This window comes from Mesorhizobium sp. RCAM 05099, assembly GCF_059683685.1.
Window position 1 is genome coordinate 3,630,147 of sequence record NZ_CM185035.1, and the last position, 18,726, is coordinate 3,648,872.

An 18,726-nucleotide genomic window follows, 5' to 3' on the forward strand; every position below is an offset into this window, starting at 1 on the left:
ATGCTGGAACTGAGAAACGTCACCAAGACGGTCGGTGCGGCAGAGCATATCCGCGATGTGTCGCTGACGCTTCAGCACGGCTCGCTCAACGTTCTGCTCGGACCCACACTTTCCGGCAAGACCAGCCTGATGCGGCTGATGGCGGGTCTCGATGTGCCGACCTCCGGCTCGGTCTGGTTCGACGGTCAGAATGTCACCGGCGTGCCGGTGCAGAAGCGCAAGATCGCCATGGTCTACCAGCAGTTCATCAACTATCCGGCGATGACCGTCTACGAGAACATCGCCTCGCCGCTGCGGGTGGCTGGCGTCGAGCAGGCCAAGATCGACAGCCAGGTGCGGGAAGCTGCGGCGCTGCTCAAGCTGACGCCCTATCTCGACCGCACGCCGCTTAACCTGTCGGGTGGCCAGCAGCAGCGCACGGCCCTGGCGCGCGCCATCGTCAAGAATGCCAGCCTGGTGCTGCTCGACGAGCCGCTGGCCAATCTCGACTATAAATTGCGCGAGGAACTGCGCGCGGAACTGCCGAGGATTTTCGCCGCTACCGGCACCATCTTCGTCTACGCCACCACTGAGCCGCATGAGGCGCTGCTGCTCGGCGGCAACACGGCGACGCTTTCTGAAGGGCGCATCACCCAGTTCGGGCCGACCATCGAGGTGTTCCGCAAGCCGGCCGACCTGGTGACGGCCAGGACCTTCGCCGATCCGCCGCTCAACACCATCGTGCTGGCCAAGAAGGGTGCCGACTTCCTGCTGGAAGGTGGCGTCAAACTGCCGGTGCCCGCGGAGCTCGTCGGCATCGCCGATGGCAACTACACGGTCGGCTTCCAGCCGCATCATCTTTCGCTTGAACGGCCCAATGCCTCGGCGGTGCCGGTGCGGGCGAAGGTGACGATCACCGAGATCACCGGGTCGGAGAGTTTCATCCATCTCGACTTCGCCGACGTCCGCTGGGTCATGCTGACCCACGGCATTCGCGATTTCGAGACCGATGAGGTGGTCGACGTGTTCATCGACCCGCGCCACATCATGGTTTTCGACGAGCACGGTCGCGCCGTGACCGCACCCAAGCTGGCTGCATAGGAGGGCGATATGGCGCGCATCGACGTCAATCACATCCGCCATTCCTACCTGCCGAATCCGCGGAAGGATGCCGATTTCGCCTTGCGGGAAGTGCATCATACGTTCGAGGACGGCGGCGCCTATGCGTTGCTCGGGCCTTCCGGCTGCGGCAAGACCACACTGCTCAACATCATTTCGGGCTTGCTTCATCCCTCGCACGGCCAGTTGCTGTTCAACGGCAGGGATGTGACCAATCTGTCGACGCAGGAGCGCAACATCGCGCAGGTGTTCCAGTTCCCCGTCATCTACGACACCATGACTGTCTACGACAATCTGGCGTTCCCGCTGCGCAACCGCGGGGTGCCGGAAGCGGACGTAGACCGCAAGGTGCGCGAGACGCTGGAGATGATCGACCTGGCGTCATGGGCGAAGAAGAAGGCGAGGGGCCTGACCGCCGACCAGAAGCAGAAGATATCGCTCGGCCGCGGCCTGGTGCGCTCCGACGTCAATGCCATCCTGTTCGACGAGCCGCTGACCGTTATCGACCCGCACATGAAATGGGTGCTGCGCTCTCAATTGAAGCAGCTTCACCGCCGGTTCGGCTACACCATGGTCTATGTCACCCACGACCAGACCGAGGCGCTGACCTTCGCCGACCAGGTCGTCGTGATGTATGATGGCGGCATCGTCCAGATCGGCACGCCGGCGGAACTGTTCGAGCGGCCGCGCCACACCTTTGTCGGCTATTTCATCGGCTCTCCCGGCATGAACGTCATGCCGGTGGCGATCGACGGCAAGACGGCGACCCTCGGCTCGCAACGGATCGAACTTCCGGGCGCACCCAAGGCAGGCGGCGGAGCCATCGAGCTTGGTATCCGTCCCGAGTATGTAAGACTTGGTCGCGACGGCATGTCCGTATCCATCAGCAAGGTTGAGGATGTCGGCCGCCACAAGGTCGTGCGCGCCAGACTGGAAGGCCGCGACATCGCGGCGGTTATCGGCGAGGACGAAACCGTCCCCGCCGATCCGAAGGTGCGGTTCGACCCAGCCGGCATCAACATCTACGCCGATTCCTGGCGTGTCGAGATGGGGGCATAGATGGACAAGACCTGGAACAACAAGGCCTGGTTCCTGGTGCTGCCGGTGCTGGTGCTGGTGGCATTCTCGGCCGTCATTCCGCTGATGACCGTGGTCAACTATTCGGTGCAGGACACGTTCGGCAACAATGTCTTCTTCTGGGCCGGCACCGAGTGGTTCGAGGAACTGCTGTCGTCGCGCCGCTTCTGGGAGGCGATGACCCGCAACCTGATTTTTTCCTTCATCATCCTCGCCATCGAAGTGCCGCTCGGCATCTTCATCGCGCTCAACATGCCCAAGAAGGGCTGGGGCGTACCGGTCTGCCTGGTGCTGATGGCCCTACCGCTGCTGATCCCGTGGAACGTCGTCGGCACCATCTGGCAGGTGTTCGGGCGCAACGACATCGGCCTGCTGGGCTACTACATCAACGCGCTGGGCATCGACTTCAACTATGTGCAGGACCCGTTCGACGCTTGGGTCATCATCATCATCATGGATGTCTGGCACTGGACCAGCCTCGTCGTGCTGCTTTGCTACGCCGGCCTCGTCTCCATCCCCGACGCCTTCTATCAGGCGGCCAAGATAGACGGTGCCTCGCGCTGGGCGGTGTTCCGCTACATCCAATTGCCCAAGATGCAGCGCGTTCTCCTGATCGCCGTGCTGCTGCGCTTCATGGACAGTTTCATGATCTACACCGAACCCTTCGTCGTCACTGGCGGCGGCCCGGGCAATTCGACGACGTTCCTGTCGATCGACCTCGTCAAGACGGCGCTTGGCCAGTTCGACCTCGGTCCAGCCGCGGCCATGTCGCTCGTCTACTTCCTCATCATCCTCCTGTTGTCGTGGGTGTTCTACACCGTGATGACCAACTATGACGCGGAGCGCTGAGATGAGCGGCGCCAATGAACGAACCGAGCGGAATGCGATGAACGGATCCGCCGCCACCGAAGGTCTCGCCAGTTCGCTGTCGCATAGCGATCTCGACAGGCGCATGCGGCGGCGCGGCGAGGAATCGCGCTGGTGGTGGATCGTGCCGACGCTCTACATAATCGTGCTTTTGGTGCCGATCTACTGGCTCATCAACATGAGCTTCAAGACCAATGCGGAGATCGTCTCGTCGCTGACGCTCTACCCGCATGCGCCGACGATCGCCAATTACGTCACCATCTTCACCGATGCGTCCTGGTATTCGGGCTACATCAATTCGATCACCTATGTGGTGATGAACATGGTGATTTCGGTGGCGGCGGCATTGCCGGCCGCCTACGCCTTCTCGCGCTACCGCTTCCTTGGCGACAAGCATCTGTTCTTCTGGCTGCTGACCAACCGCATGGCGCCGCCGGCGGTGTTCGCGCTGCCGTTCTTCCAGCTTTACTCGGCCTTTGGCCTGATCGATACGCATATCGCGGTCGCGCTGGCGCACTGCCTGTTCAACGTGCCGCTGGCGGTGTGGATCCTGGAAGGCTTCATGTCGGGCGTGCCGAAGGAAATCGACGAGACCGCCTATATCGACGGCTATTCGTTCCCGCGCTTCTTCGTCAGGATCTTCATGCCGCTGATCGCGAGCGGCATCGGCGTCGCCTGCTTCTTCTGCTTCATGTTCTCGTGGGTAGAATTGCTGATCGCGCGCACGCTGACCACCACCGATGCCAAGCCGATCGCCGCCACCATGACCCGCACCGTTTCGGCCGCCGGCATGGATTGGGGCCTGCTCGCCGCCGCCGGTGTGCTGACGCTGATCCCCGGCGCGCTGGTCATCTGGTTCGTGCGCAACTACATCGCCAAGGGCTTTGCCCTGGGGAGGGTATGATCATGAATTTCGACCTCACCTGGATGGCGTGGACGTGGCCGACGGCGGCCTTCTTCGCAACCATCCTGCTGCTGCTGTGCGGCATGGCGGTGTGGGAGTACGCCGCGCCGGGCGGTAATCCGCGCGTCGGCATCCTGCGCTTCGAGACGACGCGCGGCGACCGTCTTTTCCTGTCGCTGCTTGGCAGCGCCTTTATCCATCTCGCTTGGCTGGGTCTTGTCGGATCCAACCTGTGGTGGGCTCTCGCTCTCTCCGTGGTCTACGCCATTGGCGTGTTCCGCTACGTATAGAGGGGGAAACTGTTGGAGCGACAGCGTGCCGGCCGCCGCTCCAGATCGCACTTGAAACCTGAAACAGTGGAGGAAACTAATGCGACGGCAATTTTTAACATCAACGACTGCCCTTGTCCTATTGCTGGGCGCGGGCAATGCCTATGCGGGGATGGACGAAGCAAAAGCCTTTCTTGACAAGGAGATAGGCCCGCTTTCGACGCTTTCGCGCGCCGACCAGGAAGCCGAAATGCAGTGGTTTATTGACGCAGCCAAGCCGTTCGCCGGCATGGACATCAAGGTCGTCTCCGAAACCATCGCCACGCATCAGTATGAATCGCAGGTGCTGGCGCCGGCCTTTACCGCCATCACCGGCATCAAGATCACGCATGACGTCATCCAGGAAGGTGACGTCGTCGAGAAGATCCAGACCCAGATGCAGACCGGCCAGAACCTCTATGACGGCTGGGTCAACGATTCCGACCTGATCGGCACCCACTGGCGCTACCAGCAGGTGCGCAATCTGACCGACTGGATGGCGGGCGAGGGCAAGGATGTCACCAATCCGAACCTTGACCTCAAGGACTTCATCGGCACCTCGTTCACAACGGCTCCGGACAAAAAGCTCTACCAGCTGCCCGACCAGCAGTTCGCGAACCTCTACTGGTTCCGTTACGACTGGTTCAACGACGAGAAGAACAAGGCGGACTTCAAGGCGAAGTACGGCTACGACCTCGGCGTTCCGGTCAACTGGTCTGCCTATGAGGATATCGCCGCGTTCTTCACCGGCCGCGAGATCGACGGCAAGAAGGTCTACGGCCACATGGACTACGGCAAGAAAGACCCGTCGCTCGGCTGGCGGTTCACCGATGCCTGGCTGTCCATGGCCGGCAATGGCGACAAGGGCATTCCGAACGGCCTGCCTGTCGACGAATGGGGCATCAAGGTCGACGAGAATTCACGACCGGTCGGCTCCTGCACGGCACGCGGCGGCGACACCAATGGTCCTGCTGCCGTCTACTCGATCCAGAAGTATCTCGACTGGCTGAAGGCCTACGCTCCGGCTGAAGCCCAGGGCATGACCTTCTCCGAATCGGGACCGGTCCCGGCGCAGGGCGCGGTTGCCCAGCAGATCTTCTGGTACACCGCCTTCACCGCCTCGATGGTCGACGCGGGCGCCAAGGCGGTGCTGAACGACGACGGCACGCCGAAATGGCGCATGGCACCGTCGCCGCACGGTGTCTACTGGAAGGACGGCATGAAGCTCGGCTATCAGGACGTCGGTTCCTGGACGCTGATGAAGTCGACGCCGACGGACCGCGCCAAGGCCGCCTGGCTCTACGCGCAGTTCGTAACCTCGAAGACCGTGGACGTGAAGAAGAGCCATGTCGGCCTCACCTTCATCCGCGAGAGCACGATCCACGACAAGAGCTTCACCGAACGTGCGCCCAAGCTCGGCGGTCTGATCGAGTTCTACCGCTCGCCGGCCCGTGTACAGTGGTCGCCGACCGGCACCAACGTGCCTGACTATCCGAAGCTGGCACAGCTCTGGTGGCAGGCGATCGGCGATGCGTCGTCGGGTGCCAAGACGGCGCAGGAAGCAATGGACTCGCTGTGCGGCGAGCAGGAAAAGGTCATGAGCCGCATCGAGAAGTCGGGCGTCCAGGGCGATATCGGCCCGAAGATGGCCGAAGAGCATGATCTCGCCTACTGGAACGCCGACGCGGTCAAGAAAGGCAATCTCGCTCCTCAGTTGAAGATCGAGAACGAGAAGGAAAAGCCGATCACCATCAACTATGATGAGCTGGTGAAGAGCTGGCAGAAGTAAGACTGTCCTATGCGGGCGCTCGCGCCCGTGTGAAATTGGGGAGGCGGCTTGTTGCCGTCTCCCTTCTTTGTATCAAGGCGGAGAACGTTGGAATGAGCGGTTTTGTGCTGGCGATCGACCAGGGAACGACATCGACCCGGGCGATCCTGTTCGACGACAAGATGAAGGTCGTTGGCAGTGGGCAGAAGGAATTCACCCAGCACTACCCGGCGTCCGGTTGGGTCGAGCACGATCCCGAGGAGATATGGGCGAGCGTTGTGGCGACAGTGAAGGCGGCACTGAAGAAGGCCGGCCGGCATGCCTCCGAGATGGCGGCGCTGGGCATCACCAACCAGCGCGAGACCGTCGTCATCTGGGACAGGGCGACCGGCAAGCCGATCCACAATGCCATCGTCTGGCAGGACCGGCGCACCGCGCCGCTGTGTCACAAGCTCAAGAAACAGGGGCTGGAGAAGACATTCACGAAAAAGACCGGCCTGCTGCTCGATCCGTATTTCTCCGGCACCAAGATCGCGTGGATGCTGGACAAGGTGAAGGGCGCCAGAAAACGCGCCGAGAAGGGCGAACTGCTGGCCGGCACCATCGACAGCTTTTTGATCTGGCGGCTGACCGGCGGCAAGGTCCACGCCACGGACGCCACCAACGCCTCGCGCACGCTGGTCTACAATATCGCAGAGAATGCCTGGGACGACGAGCTGCTGTCTATCCTCAACATCCCTGCCAAAATGCTGCCTGAGGTCAAAGACTGCGCCGATGATTATGGAATCACGGACAAAAACCTCTTTGGTGCCGAAATAAGAATTCTCGGCGTCGCCGGTGACCAGCATGCCGCGACCATCGGTCAGGCCTGCTTTGAGCCGGGCATGATGAAGTCCACCTATGGCACCGGCTGTTTCGCGCTGCTCAACACCGGTGCCGACCTGGTGCGCTCGAAGAACCGGTTGCTGACGACCATCGCCTACCGGCTGAACGGCAAGACGACCTATGCGCTGGAAGGCTCGATCTTCATCGCCGGTGCCGCTGTGCAGTGGTTGCGCGACGGCATCAAGGTGATCGGCAAGGCCGAGCAGAGCGGCAAGTTGGCGGCCGAGGCCGATCCGACGCAAAACGTCTATCTGGTGCCGGCCTTTGTCGGGCTCGGCGCACCGCACTGGGACGCCGAGGCACGCGGCGCCATCTTTGGCCTGACCCGTAATTCCGGACCGGCGGAGTTTGCCCGGGCCGCCCTGGAAGCCGTGGCCTACCAGACGCGCGACCTGCTCGACGCCATGCGCAGGGACTGGAAGGGGACTTCGGCCAAAACGGTGCTCAGGGTCGATGGCGGTATGGTGGCATCGGACTGGACCATGCAACGGCTGGCCGACATTCTCGACGCGCCGGTCGACCGTCCGACCATTCTGGAGACGACGGCGCTCGGCGCTGCGTGGCTCGCCGGTTCGAAAGCCGGTGTTTGGCCGGATACCAAGAAGTTCGCGAAAAGCTGGGCGCTTGAGCGACGGTTCCAGCCGGACATGGAAGAATCCACTCGAGCCGTCAAACTCGCAGGTTGGCGCGACGCTGTTCGCAGGACGCTGAGCGCGTAGAGAGAAGCCCGCGCCGTTTCCGGCGCGGGCTTCTGTCCAACACTCGTCAGAGAGCGATGCTCATCCCCGGATCAGTAGGGGGACCGGCATTCCCGGCGAGGGCCGTAGTTCGGCTGGAAGGTGTTGTCCGAAGAGCGATAGCTGCGATAGTGGTCGTAGCACCACTGGACATGCGCGTTGCCTTCATAGACGCGATTGTTCTCGTTGTTGATGATGGCGCCGGTGATCAGGGCACCGGTGGCGAAAGCAGCCAGCGGGAACCAGTTGTCGCCATGGCGACGATAGCCGCGATGGTATTCGCGATAGCCGCGATGACCATTCCAATAGACGCTATTGCCGCTGTTTCGGGCAAAGGTCCGATTGCGGTTGAAATTCCGGCGGTCCCCATGACGGTACTTCCATTGGAGATCACCGTTGCGGGCTTCGATGTTCAGAATATTTGACGAAGCCTCCGGTGCCTGCGGCACGAATATCTGCGCTGCATTGGCCGGCATGGCGGCCGCCGCGAACGAAACTGACAGGGAGGTCGCCAGTATACCCGATACGATCTTGTTCATTGTCTTCTCCTTCGAAAGGGTGATTGACGTCCCTTGTGGCGAGACAACGGGCGATGCGGGGGAAGGTTCCTCGCCAAATGCCAAGTTACTGATTTGTAATGTTTCTCCAGCCCGTGCGCAGCGCTGGCGAGAGGCGTACAATGGCTTGGCCAGGATCGTTTCCCTCTTGATTGAAACGGCCGGTCAGGCACGGTGATAGGGCTGCGAAAGCCCGGCTTGCCAGCGCTCTTTTTCCGGTTGACCGGCCGAGGCACTCTCCCTATGTTCCGCGCAATTTCGAGGGCAGCCTTTCGCGCCCGCGGGAGCGCGTAGCTCAGCCGGTAGAGCAACTGACTTTTAATCAGTAGGTCATGGGTTCGAATCCCATCGCGCTCACCAATAAATTCAATAAGTTAGCAACAAATCCGGTGTTATTTCACGCAGTATGATGATTTGCCTTAATTGCCAGCGTTTCCGGAGTTTCCCGAGGATTTCGAGCTGTTGGCGGGGATTCGGTGGCGCATGGATGGCGCACGCTGGGCGGCAGGGGCTCGTTAGCGCGATGCGCCAGATAGGAATCTGCGTCTACCATCTTTCATGATGCTCGCCGCTTCTTTCAAACAATCCATAAATTGCCGATATTTATATTAGCAATCGCGCAACTAAGTGGGGTGACGATACGAGTGCCGTGCTAACCCGTGGTGTTGCCATGCAAAGCGATTTCGCTGTAGCGCGAGAGCTTTTGGAGTGCGCACAAAACCGCCTTTGCGGCCAAGACGAAACGAGCCGGAGCGTCTGTGCGAGGCTTGACGTGATGATTGAAGAAATAGCGGCCGCAGAATTCCAGAAGGCTCCGTTGTTGACGATCGTGCCGTTTCCGCGAACGCGGCTGCCGCATAGTCGGTAGATCTCTGTTGTACTGGAGTGCCGCCCGTCAGGTTGGGTAGAAGTTACTTGTGCTATTATAGCACAAGAGCCCCGCCGAAGCGGGGCTGATTGTTGCGATGTGGAGGGCGCATCGCAGTTTGCGCTAGATAGTACGAGGCGGCCGTCTGGTATTTTGATATCCCGATCGAACGAACGATCGACTTGGATGCGGGCCATCTTTTGCGAAAATGGATTCGCTGAAGGCAGAGGCCAGGCCGCGGGCCATATCTATATTCCTGAACCTCTGTATCGGGTGGCTTCCTTCCACAATACGAGCGTAGGTCCCGGAGTGCGTCCTTTCACCTCAAAGGTGCGGCCTTTATAACTCCCCTCCGCAATCCAAACCGTTTTTGAACGTTGATAGATCCTGATGCCCCGTGCGCTCGCCCGCGCACACAGTTCTGCGTCGTTTCGATGCATGGTTTCGGCTCCGTTGCCCACTCAATGTAGCTGACGCAAAGAACATGCCGGACCAGTGTTGCAGCACGGTGTCGTGAGCCCTGACGTAAGGTAACGGCTCGTAACCCTCGCTCAAAAGTCGGCTTCCAGCCCCGATTCCGCTCCCGCTGCTGGCCCTCGCAGTCAGGGATGACCGTGAAGAACACCGGATGGCGGTCGCGGCCCGCGGAGTTCCATCTCGAGCAGCCGAATATTCCGACTGGATCCTGATGCCGCGATCCGTGACAGGGCCCAAGCCTGTCTATCAGCGCCTGGATATCGAGCTTTGTCGATTTGCAGCACATCGGATGCCGCACTTGCGGGAAGGGCCTTTTGAGGCATGGCAACCTCTGCTGAGGGGGCGGCACAACGAAGGTTATATTTCTGAAATTGAGAACGGGAGCCATCCAATGCCCCCCCACATGACGTAACGTAAAGACTCAGGTATGGCTGGTCGCGTGGCGATCCGAAACAGGACCGTCTGGCCGGCGCCAATCAGGCAACCTCCCACTGAGTGGCGCCGGCCATTCTCTATATGTAAGTTGCATCGCCGCAACAGTTTTGGGAAATACGGGACCCCTCACCCTCCGCCAGCTTCCGTAAGGGAATTCTTCTGATATATCCCAATATAGATTTTGTTTTGCGCACGGCGCGGGGGCAGGCAATGAAATACATTCTGGCTGCAGCGATTCTGGGCACCACTCTTACGTCGGCTATGGCAGCCGATGTTGTAAATGAGCTTCCGGTCGCTTCCACGTATGATTGGACAGGTGCCTATGTCGGCGGCCAGATCGGTTATGCTTGGGGCAGAGACCACATCCAAGATGAAAGCGTCGTCTCCGGCAGTTCGGATTACTCGGATAGCTTCAGGGTCCGTGGAGTCACCGGAGGTATTTTTGCCGGCTATAATATGCAATGGGGCAACGTCGTCGGCGGCATCGAAGGCGATATCGAGGCCTCCGGAATTGTCGGCCACAACCCGGACTGGCCGTTTGGCAGTGATGACAATACCCATGTTAACGCCCAAGGCTCATTGCGCGGGCGCTTGGGTTATGCCTTCGACAATTGGCTGCCCTACGTCACCGGTGGTTTGGCGCTGGGAGATATCCGCACGAAGTTCGAGGATGGCGCGGCAACGGATTCCAAGTCGGAAGTCAAGGCCGGCTGGACGATCGGCGCTGGCGTCGCCTATGCTTTCAACAAAAACTGGGTCGGTCAGGCTGAATATCGTTATACAGATTTCGGCAAGGTCACGACTGTCACCGACAACACCGACCCGGGCTGGGAAGAGCACGAACACGTCAAGACCAACGAGCTCCGGATCGGGATCGCCTATAAGTTCTGATTTGATACTGTTCCAAATGCTAGGCGCCGGACCAGTTGGCTACAATCACTAGAGTCGCCGGCCGGTTCTGGCGTCGAACAGATGAGAACAGGCGCGGTCGATCTCGATGCGCACCTGCTCGCCCTGCTTCAGGGCTAGCCGCTCGCGGAAAAGGCAGGAGATTTCCTCGCCGCCGCAATCCACCCTGGCGAAGATTTCCGATCCTGTCGCTTCCAGAAGCGTGACCGTGCCAAGGACGCCCTGGGCAGTCGCACGGATATGTTCGGGGCGTATTCCGTAGACGAGTTCGCCCCCCGATGCATGCGCCGGATGGACGCCTTCCGGCAACGGCAGGGTCAGTCCGCTGGTGCTGCGGAAAATCCCTTCCTCGACGCGGCCGGCAATGAAGTTCATGGCTGGCGAGCCGATGAAGCCGGCAACGAAAAGATTGGCCGGGCGATCGTAAAGATCGAGCGGCGCGCCGATCTGCTCGACAAGGCCGTCATGCAGCACGACGATCTTGTCGGCCATGGTCATCGCCTCGATCTGGTCATGCGTGACATAGATGGTGGTGGTGCCCAGCCGCTGGTGCAGCGCCTTGATCTCGCCGCGCATCTGGACGCGCAATTTGGCGTCGAGATTTGAGAGCGGCTCGTCGAACAGGAAAACCTGCGGATCGCGCACGATGGCGCGGCCCATGGCGACGCGCTGGCGCTGGCCGCCGGAAAGCTGGCGCGGGTAGCGGTCGAGCAGCTTGTCCAGGCCGAGAATGTTGGCGGCCCTGCCGACGCGGCTGGCGGTGTCGGCCGGATCGGCTTTCTTGATCTTCAGGGCAAAGCCCATATTGTCGGCCACCGTCATATGCGGGTAGAGCGCGTAGTTCTGGAACACCATGGCGATGTTGCGGTCCCGCGCCCGCAGATTGTTGACGACGCGATCGCCGATGGCGATCCTGCCGCCCGAGATGGTTTCGAGCCCGGCAATCATGCGCAGCAGCGTCGATTTTCCGCAGCCCGACGGCCCGACCAGGATGACGAACTCGCCATCGGCGATATCGACGCTGACATCGTGAATGATCTTGGCGGACCCGAAAGCCTTCTGCACATTGTTGATTGTCACCGATGCCATTGGTTTTTCCTCGAAAAGAGTGTGATGCCGGACCGTGCCTTCAGCCGCCCTTGACGGCGCCGGCGGTCAGCCCCGCGACGATCTGCCTTTGTGCAAATAGGGTCAGAACCAGCACCGGCAGCGTCACCACCAGTGCGGCGGCGGCGAGCGGTCCCCAACTCACCTGTTCGTAGGAGAGCATGTTGTAGACGGCCACCGGCAACGTGCGCGTCTCGCGGCTGGCGAGCACTACGCCGAAGACGAAATTGTTCCACGAGAAGATGACCGACAGGATGAAGGCGACGACGATGCCCGGCTTGGCGATGGGCAAGGCGACCAGCCGGAACACCTGCCAGGCGCTGGCGCCGTCGATGTTGGCTGCCTCTTCCAGCTCCATCGGCGTGGTCTCGAAATAGCCGATCATCACCCAGACCACGATCGGTACCGTCACCACGAGATGGATGATGATCTGCGGCCACAGCGTGCCGAGAATGCCGACCCATTGGAACAGCAGGAAGAGCGGGATGAGATAGGAAAGCCCCGGCGTCATGCGGGCGATCATGATGACGACCGCCGACCGTTCGGCCTTGAGCCGGGCGATGCCATAGCCGGCCGGCACGCCGATCAGCAGCGCCAGCAGTGTCGCGGTGCCGGTCACCAGAACCGAGTTCCAGAAATAGAGCAGGAAATTGTTTTCCTCGAACACCTTTGCATAGTTCGACCAGGCGAGATGTTCGGGGATCAGGATCGGCGGATAGGCACCGTTGTCGATCTCGAATTTCAACGACAGCGAGATCATCCAGAGGAAGAACAGGATCGCCGGCGAGACGAAGACGAGAGCCGCGAAAAACAGCCCGATCCGGTTGAGCAGTGAACTCATCTATTTGCCCTCCACGCCGATCCACTCGGAGCGCTGGCGCAGCATCAGGAGGATGAAGGACAGAGCGACGATGACGATGAAGAACACCACGGCCATGGCCGAGCCATAGCCGACATCGTAATAGGAGAAGGCGGTGTTGTAGAGATAGATGTTGATGGTTTCCGAGGCCGTCCCTGGCCCCCCTTGGGTCATCGCGTAGATGATGTCGAAGCTCTTCAGCGCATCGATGGTGCGGATGATCATCGCGATCATCAGGAACGGCGCGATCATCGGCAGAGTGAGATAGCGGAACTGCTGCCAGGCATTGGCGCCATCGATTTCGGCGCTCTCGAACGGCTCGCGCGGCACCGACGCCAGCCCACCCAACACGATCAGCATCACCAGCGGCGTCCACTGCCAGGTCTCGACCGCGACCAGCGAGGGGATGACGGTGTTGGCGTTGAAAATCCATTCCTGCGCCGGGATGCCGAGCAGCGACAGAAGGTAGTTGAGCACGCCGAGCTGGGGATGGAACATCATCGTCCAGACCAGCGCCACCGCGACCGGCGTTGCCATCATCGGCATCACGAAGACGCCACGCAACAGACCGCGCAGCGGAAATTTGGCGTCGAAGATCAGCGCCGCGACTGTGCCGAGGAACATCGGCGCGGCAACCGAGAGGGCCGTGTAGGTCAGCGTGTGGATAAGCGATTCCCAGAAGCGTTGGTCGACAGCCAGCCGCAGGTAGTTTTCCATCCCGGCAAAGCTTCGCGACTGGCCGAGCGTCCAGCGGTTGACACTCATCCACAGCGTGAAGGCCCAGGGAAAGACGATCACGGCGCCGACGACGACAAGCGCCGGGACGACGAAAGGCCAGTAGTTGGGAGCCACGCGAACCGCCTGGCTCTCTTCGATGGCTTGCGTCGTCACCCCGGTGCGTTCTGGGGTGGTGGCGGACATCAGCCTTGCTCGCTCCTGTCGAGGACTGGCTGGAATTGTTCGGTGGCCTTCTTAAGCTCTTCGGCCGGATCCGCACCGGCGATCAGGTTGGTCAGCGCCACGCCATAGATGTCGCGGAACTCGGTGACCGGGATGATGACCGGCAGCGACAGCCGGCTGACATTGCCGGAGCCAACCACCGCATCGAGCCAACTCGCCGGCATGGTGACGCCTTCGCGCACCTTGGGATCTTCAAGCACCGATTTGCGGAACGGCACGCCCGCGCCAGCCTGCAGCAGCCGCGCGCCCATGACCGGCGACACCGCCCACTGACAGAAGAGATAGGCGGCCTCCTTCTTCTCGCTGGCGGCCGTTACGCCGATGCCGTCACCGAACGTGCCCGCCGCATGCGCCTTGGGCCCCTTGGGCATGACGCCATAGCCGACCTTGCCGACCACTCGCGACTTTTCCGGATTTTCCATCGGCGGGGCAAAACCCACGCCGTCGAACCACATGCCGATCTTGCCTTGAAGGAAGGCGGACTGCGCTTCGGCCCAGTTGAAGCCGGTGACGCCCGGAGGAGCGGACTTGGTCATCAGCCGTTGGTAGAGGGCGGCGGCCTCGATCGCTTCAGGTGACGTCGTGCGCAGCTTTCCCTTGTCGTCGAGCGGCGTCATGTCGTAGCCGAGCATGATCGACGTCCACACCGGGGTGTTGGCGTTCTTCAGGCCGCGGGCGACGAAGCCGTAGGTGTTGGTCGACGGGTCGGTCAGCGCTTCGGCGGCGGCCACCAATTGCTCGAACGTTTCAGGGTATTTGAGCCCCTTGGCCTCGAACAGCTCCTTGTTCCAGTAGACGATCCAGTAGTCTACCGAGAAAGGCAGCGAGCGCAGGACGCCCTGGCCATCCTTGGCGAACAGCATGCCAGCGGCGGCGAAATCGCTTTCGACCAGCCCGGAATCGGTGAGGGTGGGATCGGCCAGATAGCCGGCGATGTCGGCCAGCCAGCCGCCCTTTTCGAACTGCCGTTTCTGCACATGGTAGCTCAGATGCACGACGTCGAAGCTCGGCTTGCCGGAGCTCAGTTCGATCACCGTCTTCTGGCGCTGCTGCTGTTCGGGCGTCGCCTCGGCATTGACCTTGATGCCGGTCAGTTCCTCGAACTCGGCGAGATATTTTATCAGGGTGTCGCTGCGCGGGCTCTTGACCAGATTGACGTCAAGCGTCGTGCCGGCAAACCGCTTCCAGTCGACGCCCACGGCAAAACTCGGGCGGACACCCGCAATGCCGGCGGCGGCTAGTGCCGCGGTTCCCTGGAGGAGTTGCCTCCTGGTTGGGTTGAACAGATTGGACGACATTTCTTCCTCCCGGTTGCTGTCGTTGTGGATTGCGCCGCGACCGCGGCGCGGCTCATGCTTCCTCAGATCTGCAGCGCCAGCCGGCGCGCCTTGTCGATATGCAGGCTGATCGCCTCCACCGCCTTCTGCGGGTCGCGGCTCTCCATGGCTTCGATGACCGCCAGGTGCTCGCGCATGACCGGCACGACGCGTCCGTCGATGCGAAAGCGCTCCTGATGGATCAGCCGGATCTTGACCGAGTTGACCAGATAGGCCTTGGCGATGATCTCGTTGCCCAGTGCATTGATGAAGGTGTCGTGCATCGCCCAGTCGATGTTCTGGGCCTTGGCTTCCATTTCCGGCGTCGGCGTTTGCGAAAGGGCTTGCGCCAGCATCTCCTCGTGTTCGCGCCGCAGGCGAGCAAGTTCGTCATCGGAAGCGCTGACGGTGAACAGCGCCACCGCTTCACGCTCCATGAACAGTCGGAACTGAAAAGCCTCGCGGATGAGACTGATGTCGATATGGGCAATCTGCATGCCACGCTGCGGGATCGTCGTCAGAAGTCCTTCGGCCTCGAGACGCGGCACGATTTCGCGAATGGCGCCGAGCGGCAGTCCGGTGAAGGCAACCAGTTCGCGCTGCGATACGAACTGGCCCGGCAGCAGATCGCGAGCCAGCAAATGCCGCGTGAAGCTGGCATAGGCTTTTTCCCTAAGGGTGGTCGGTTCGCTGCCGTCTTCCATTTTAGGGCATATCCCTTTGCCGGTCAGGCCGGCTCCGTTGCAAACAACCTGTCATAGGCGGCGGCAAGCTGTTGCCGCCCCTGCAAAGCGATCGGCTCCAGCGGCGGGCGGACCGCCAGCCAGCGGTCGTCGCCGGTCTTGCGCGCCACCATGACTTTCACCGCCGGCGTGACCGGATATTTGAGCAATTCGAGCACGAAGCTCTCGACGCGCGCATCGTCGCGTCCGTCCTCGGCCATGGCGCGGATTTCGCCGGTAACGAAATTGGCCATGCCGGAGATCGCGCCTTGAGCACCCAATCGCACCGCGCGTGCCAGATGGCGTTCGTCACCGATCAGGATCACCAGATCGCCATGCGCGCCGAGCAGGGCCTCGCTGTAGCTCCAATCCCCGCCTGAATCCTTGACACCGGCGACAACATCCGGGAACGCGGTGCGCAGCCGGCCGATCAGGCCAAGCGAAAGCTGCACCATCGTGACCGAGGGGATGTTGTAGAGCAGCACGCCACGGGCGAGGGGACCAAGCGCGGCAAAGACGGCGGAAAACCAGCCGAAAAGACCGTCTTCTCCGACATTCTTGAAGTAGCTCGGCGGCGCAACGAGAATGTTGCGGGCGCCGCGCTGCAAGGCATGTCGGGCCTGTTCGGCGGCGTCTTCGGCGGCGTCGACCAGTACGCCGGCAACGATCTGCCGTGGCAGAATCCCGGCTGCCAACATGGCTTCGGTCACCGACCGTCGTTCCTGGGCGCCTACCGACGCGCCCTCACCAGTGGTGCCGAAAAGCGTCACGCTGCCACAACCCTCGGCCAGGCAACGCCTGGCCTGCGCGACCATGGGGGCGATGGCGATCTGCCCGGAGGCGTCAAAAGGCGTGGCGAGGGCGGCTGAAAGGCCAAAGCGTGATGTCACCAGGAAGTCTCCGAAAGAAGCTTGCAGGCAGTGATACCTCACTAACATGTTAGTTGTAAACCGGGCTCGTACTTTTTTTCAGAGTCCCCGCATGGCGACGGCCTTCTCTCGTTCCGCGACAACGGCATCCGCCGCTTCCGAAACGCGAAAAATGTCGCTTCGAGGCGAGCGAGGCGTCACCGACGCCTCAGTCAGAAAGAAGAACTTCCGAAAACCAGCGAGACATTGCCACCGGCATGGCGCTCCAGCCGGCCGGCGAGGTCGAGTTCGAGCAGAATCATGAAGACCTGGGCCGGGTGCAGGCCAGTGTGGCGGATGATCTCGTCGACCGGGACCGGCGTCGGGCCGAGCGCCTCGATCACCTTGGCGCGGTCGCTCTCACCGGGTGGCGTAGCGGCCGAGAAGTCGGGCGGCTCTTCAAATGGCGGTACTTCCGGCGCCCGCATGCCGGTCAGTGGGGCGATCGCCCTTGAAATGTCGGCGGCTTCGGTAACCAGCGTGGCGCCGTCCTTGAGCAGACCGTTGGTGCCGGCGGCGCGCGGATCGAGCGGTGAGCCGGGCACGGCGAAGACCAGCCGGCCCATCTCGCCGGCAAGCCTAGCGCTGATCAGCGACCCCGAACGTTGTGCGGCCTCGACCACCACCAGGCCAAGGGCGGCGCCGGCGACCAGGCGGTTGCGGCGCGGAAAATCCTGCGCGCGCGGCTGCCAGCCGAACGGCATTTCCGAGATGATGGCGCCGCGCTCGGCAATGTCATCGCACAGGCCGGCATTCTCGGGCGGGTAGGGGAGGTCGAGACCTCCCGCCAGCACTCCGATCGTGCCGGTCGCAAGACTGCCCTGATGCGCCGCCGTATCGATGCCGCGCGCCAGGCCGGAGACGATTGCGTAGCCGTCGCGGCCGAGATCCGCCGCCAGCATGCGCGCCATCTTGATGCCGGCGAGCGATGCGTTGCGCGCACCGACGATAGCGACCCCCGGCAGCCGGAACACGGCTGCATTGCCCTTGACCGCCAACAGCGGTGGCGGATTGTCCATGCTCCGCAACAGCGGCGGATAGTCTGGCTCGCCGATGCCGACAAAGCGTGCGCCCGCCCGCCGGGCTGCCTCCAACTCCGCCTCGGCTTCAGCAACGGAAGTGATGCGGGCGATCCTGCTGGCGCCGCCCGAAATCATCAGTTCCGGCAGTATTTCCAGCGCCACCTCGGCCGAACCGAAGCGGTTGATCAGGTCGCGAAAGGAGGCGGGGCCGACATTCTGGGTGCGGATCAGCCGCAACCAGCTCAGCCGCTGCCGGTCGCTGAGGCGCGGCCCGGCGGACGGCTCGCTCACCCCTTGGCTCCGATCTTGCCCTCGGTGCCGGCAAGCAGGCGCGAAATGTTTTCCCGGTGCTTGATGAAGACGATCACGCTCATCACCACGAACAAGGCGCCAATCTGCGGCGCACTCAGGAAATACAGGGCGATGGGCACCACGACGGCTGCTGTCAGCGCTGCAAGCGATGAGAACCGGAACAGGAAAGCCATCACCAGCCAGACAACAGCGAAAATCAGCGCCACTTGCCAGGCAAGGCCGACCAACACGCCAAGATAGGTGGCGACCCCTTTGCCGCCTTTGAAGCCCAGCCATGCCGGGAAAAGATGGCCGAGAAAGGCGCCAAGGCCGGCCCAGACCGCCAAGTCAGTTGCGAAATGGCCTGCGATCAGCACGGCGGCGGTGCCCTTCAGCGCGTCGAGAAGCAGCGTCGCGGCGGCGAGGCCCTTGTTTCCGGTGCGCAGCACATTGGTGGCGCCGATATTGCCGGAGCCGATCTTGCGCACATCGCCAAGGCCGGCCGCGCGGGTGAGCAGGAGCCCGAAGGGGATCGAGCCGAGGAGATAGCCGAACACCAGCGCCAAGATCAGGCCGTAAGTCATTGTTCCCCCCTGTATTCCCTAGATCGGCTTGTGGCGCCTGATGCTGACCTTGGACCTCAGGATATGC

At 61.7% G+C, this 18,726-nt stretch carries 17 protein-coding genes and 1 tRNA gene; 9 read left to right on the forward strand and 9 right to left on the reverse strand.

Annotated elements, in window-relative coordinates; translation table 11 throughout:
- The 7 genes from AC56QQ_RS17770 (at position 1) to glpK (ending at position 7,626) form a co-directional block, all read left to right on the forward strand.
- A complete protein-coding gene (locus AC56QQ_RS17770; protein WP_497122843.1) occupies positions 1-1,080 on the forward strand; it encodes an ABC transporter ATP-binding protein in 1,080 nt (359 codons plus the stop codon).
- A gap of 9 nt (positions 1,081-1,089) precedes the next feature.
- Entirely contained in the window at positions 1,090-2,157 is a 1,068-nt protein-coding gene (locus AC56QQ_RS17775; RefSeq protein ID WP_497122844.1) for an ABC transporter ATP-binding protein, read from the forward strand.
- Entirely contained in the window at positions 2,158-3,024 is an 867-nt protein-coding gene (locus AC56QQ_RS17780) for a carbohydrate ABC transporter permease (RefSeq protein WP_489861632.1), read from the forward strand.
- 37 nt (positions 3,025-3,061) lie between these two features.
- The gene (locus AC56QQ_RS17785) at positions 3,062-3,946 is read left to right on the forward strand and encodes a carbohydrate ABC transporter permease (RefSeq protein ID WP_489863454.1); all 885 of its coding nucleotides are present in this window, start codon (positions 3,062-3,064) and stop codon (positions 3,944-3,946) included.
- A gap of 2 nt (positions 3,947-3,948) precedes the next feature.
- Positions 3,949-4,236, forward strand: a complete 288-nt coding sequence (locus tag AC56QQ_RS17790) for a DUF2160 domain-containing protein (protein WP_091575611.1) — start codon at positions 3,949-3,951, stop codon at positions 4,234-4,236.
- Positions 4,237-4,315: 79 nt separating this feature from the next.
- Entirely contained in the window at positions 4,316-6,043 is a 1,728-nt protein-coding gene (locus tag AC56QQ_RS17795; RefSeq protein WP_023764872.1) for an ABC transporter substrate-binding protein, read from the forward strand.
- Positions 6,044-6,135: 92 nt separating this feature from the next.
- Positions 6,136-7,626 carry a glycerol kinase GlpK gene (glpK, locus tag AC56QQ_RS17800; RefSeq protein WP_497122845.1) on the forward strand — a complete coding sequence of 497 codons (1,491 nt, stop codon included), beginning with the start codon at positions 6,136-6,138 and terminating at the stop codon, positions 7,624-7,626.
- A 71-nt stretch (positions 7,627-7,697) separates the two neighbouring features.
- Here glpK and AC56QQ_RS17805 read toward each other — a convergent pair whose 3' ends face one another.
- The gene (locus tag AC56QQ_RS17805) at positions 7,698-8,183 is read right to left on the reverse strand and encodes a BA14K family protein (protein WP_489861630.1); all 486 of its coding nucleotides are present in this window, start codon (positions 8,181-8,183) and stop codon (positions 7,698-7,700) included.
- A gap of 302 nt (positions 8,184-8,485) precedes the next feature.
- Here AC56QQ_RS17805 and AC56QQ_RS17810 point away from each other — a divergent pair.
- Both AC56QQ_RS17810 and AC56QQ_RS17815 read left to right on the forward strand, forming a co-directional pair.
- Positions 8,486-8,561, forward strand: a tRNA-Lys gene (locus tag AC56QQ_RS17810).
- Between the two features lie 1,630 nt (positions 8,562-10,191).
- Positions 10,192-10,872 carry an outer membrane protein gene (locus AC56QQ_RS17815; RefSeq protein ID WP_497122846.1) on the forward strand — a complete coding sequence of 227 codons (681 nt, stop codon included), beginning with the start codon at positions 10,192-10,194 and terminating at the stop codon, positions 10,870-10,872.
- A 48-nt stretch (positions 10,873-10,920) separates the two neighbouring features.
- On the opposite strand, the gene AC56QQ_RS17820 is transcribed toward AC56QQ_RS17815, so the two are convergent.
- From AC56QQ_RS17820 to plsY, 8 genes are all read right to left on the reverse strand, one after another.
- Positions 10,921-11,979 (reverse strand): ABC transporter ATP-binding protein, encoded by a 1,059-nt coding sequence (locus tag AC56QQ_RS17820; protein WP_497122847.1) that lies wholly within the window; start codon positions 11,977-11,979, stop codon positions 10,921-10,923.
- Between the two features lie 40 nt (positions 11,980-12,019).
- On the reverse strand, positions 12,020-12,838 hold the full coding sequence (locus AC56QQ_RS17825; protein WP_091574874.1) for a carbohydrate ABC transporter permease: 819 nt from the start codon (positions 12,836-12,838) through the stop codon (positions 12,020-12,022).
- The gene (locus AC56QQ_RS17830) at positions 12,839-13,777 is read right to left on the reverse strand and encodes a carbohydrate ABC transporter permease (RefSeq protein WP_497122848.1); all 939 of its coding nucleotides are present in this window, start codon (positions 13,775-13,777) and stop codon (positions 12,839-12,841) included.
- Positions 13,777-15,114: an ABC transporter substrate-binding protein gene (locus AC56QQ_RS17835; RefSeq protein ID WP_497122849.1), complete on the reverse strand. Its 1,338-nt coding sequence runs from the start codon at positions 15,112-15,114 to the stop codon at positions 13,777-13,779. Before AC56QQ_RS17835 ends, AC56QQ_RS17830 begins: the two co-directional genes overlap by 1 nt.
- A gap of 62 nt (positions 15,115-15,176) precedes the next feature.
- Positions 15,177-15,836 carry a GntR family transcriptional regulator gene (locus AC56QQ_RS17840; RefSeq protein WP_497122850.1) on the reverse strand — a complete coding sequence of 220 codons (660 nt, stop codon included), beginning with the start codon at positions 15,834-15,836 and terminating at the stop codon, positions 15,177-15,179.
- Positions 15,837-15,859: 23 nt separating this feature from the next.
- Positions 15,860-16,744 carry a dihydrodipicolinate synthase family protein gene (locus AC56QQ_RS17845; protein WP_497122851.1) on the reverse strand — a complete coding sequence of 295 codons (885 nt, stop codon included), beginning with the start codon at positions 16,742-16,744 and terminating at the stop codon, positions 15,860-15,862.
- Positions 16,745-16,935: 191 nt separating this feature from the next.
- Positions 16,936-18,075 (reverse strand): DNA-processing protein DprA, encoded by a 1,140-nt coding sequence (dprA, locus tag AC56QQ_RS17850; protein ID WP_497122852.1) that lies wholly within the window; start codon positions 18,073-18,075, stop codon positions 16,936-16,938.
- Positions 18,072-18,659, reverse strand: a complete 588-nt coding sequence (plsY, locus tag AC56QQ_RS17855; RefSeq protein WP_497122853.1) for a glycerol-3-phosphate 1-O-acyltransferase PlsY — start codon at positions 18,657-18,659, stop codon at positions 18,072-18,074. The genes dprA and plsY overlap by 4 nt, the downstream gene beginning before the upstream one ends.
- Positions 18,660-18,726 lie beyond the last annotated feature (67 nt).

Excerpts from the sequence above, each read along its gene's own strand:
- AC56QQ_RS17775 (WP_497122844.1), top strand. The coding sequence starts at position 1,090 with ATGGCGCGCATCGACGTCAATCACATCCGCCATTCCTACCTGCCGAAT.
- AC56QQ_RS17790 (WP_091575611.1), top strand. The coding sequence starts at position 3,949 with ATGAATTTCGACCTCACCTGGATGGCGTGGACGTGGCCGACGGCGGCC.
- glpK (WP_497122845.1), top strand. The coding sequence starts at position 6,136 with ATGAGCGGTTTTGTGCTGGCGATCGACCAGGGAACGACATCGACCCGG.
- AC56QQ_RS17770 (WP_497122843.1), top strand. The coding sequence starts at position 1 with ATGCTGGAACTGAGAAACGTCACCAAGACGGTCGGTGCGGCAGAGCAT.
- plsY (WP_497122853.1), bottom strand. The coding sequence starts at position 18,659 with ATGACTTACGGCCTGATCTTGGCGCTGGTGTTCGGCTATCTCCTCGGC.
- AC56QQ_RS17815 (WP_497122846.1), top strand. The coding sequence starts at position 10,192 with ATGAAATACATTCTGGCTGCAGCGATTCTGGGCACCACTCTTACGTCG.
- AC56QQ_RS17820 (WP_497122847.1), bottom strand. The coding sequence starts at position 11,979 with ATGGCATCGGTGACAATCAACAATGTGCAGAAGGCTTTCGGGTCCGCC.
- AC56QQ_RS17805 (WP_489861630.1), bottom strand. The coding sequence starts at position 8,183 with ATGAACAAGATCGTATCGGGTATACTGGCGACCTCCCTGTCAGTTTCG.
- AC56QQ_RS17830 (WP_497122848.1), bottom strand. The coding sequence starts at position 13,777 with ATGTCCGCCACCACCCCAGAACGCACCGGGGTGACGACGCAAGCCATC.
- AC56QQ_RS17780 (WP_489861632.1), top strand. The coding sequence starts at position 2,158 with ATGGACAAGACCTGGAACAACAAGGCCTGGTTCCTGGTGCTGCCGGTG.
- AC56QQ_RS17825 (WP_091574874.1), bottom strand. The coding sequence starts at position 12,838 with ATGAGTTCACTGCTCAACCGGATCGGGCTGTTTTTCGCGGCTCTCGTC.
- AC56QQ_RS17795 (WP_023764872.1), top strand. The coding sequence starts at position 4,316 with ATGCGACGGCAATTTTTAACATCAACGACTGCCCTTGTCCTATTGCTG.
- AC56QQ_RS17840 (WP_497122850.1), bottom strand. The coding sequence starts at position 15,836 with ATGGAAGACGGCAGCGAACCGACCACCCTTAGGGAAAAAGCCTATGCC.
- AC56QQ_RS17835 (WP_497122849.1), bottom strand. The coding sequence starts at position 15,114 with ATGTCGTCCAATCTGTTCAACCCAACCAGGAGGCAACTCCTCCAGGGA.
- AC56QQ_RS17785 (WP_489863454.1), top strand. The coding sequence starts at position 3,062 with ATGAACGGATCCGCCGCCACCGAAGGTCTCGCCAGTTCGCTGTCGCAT.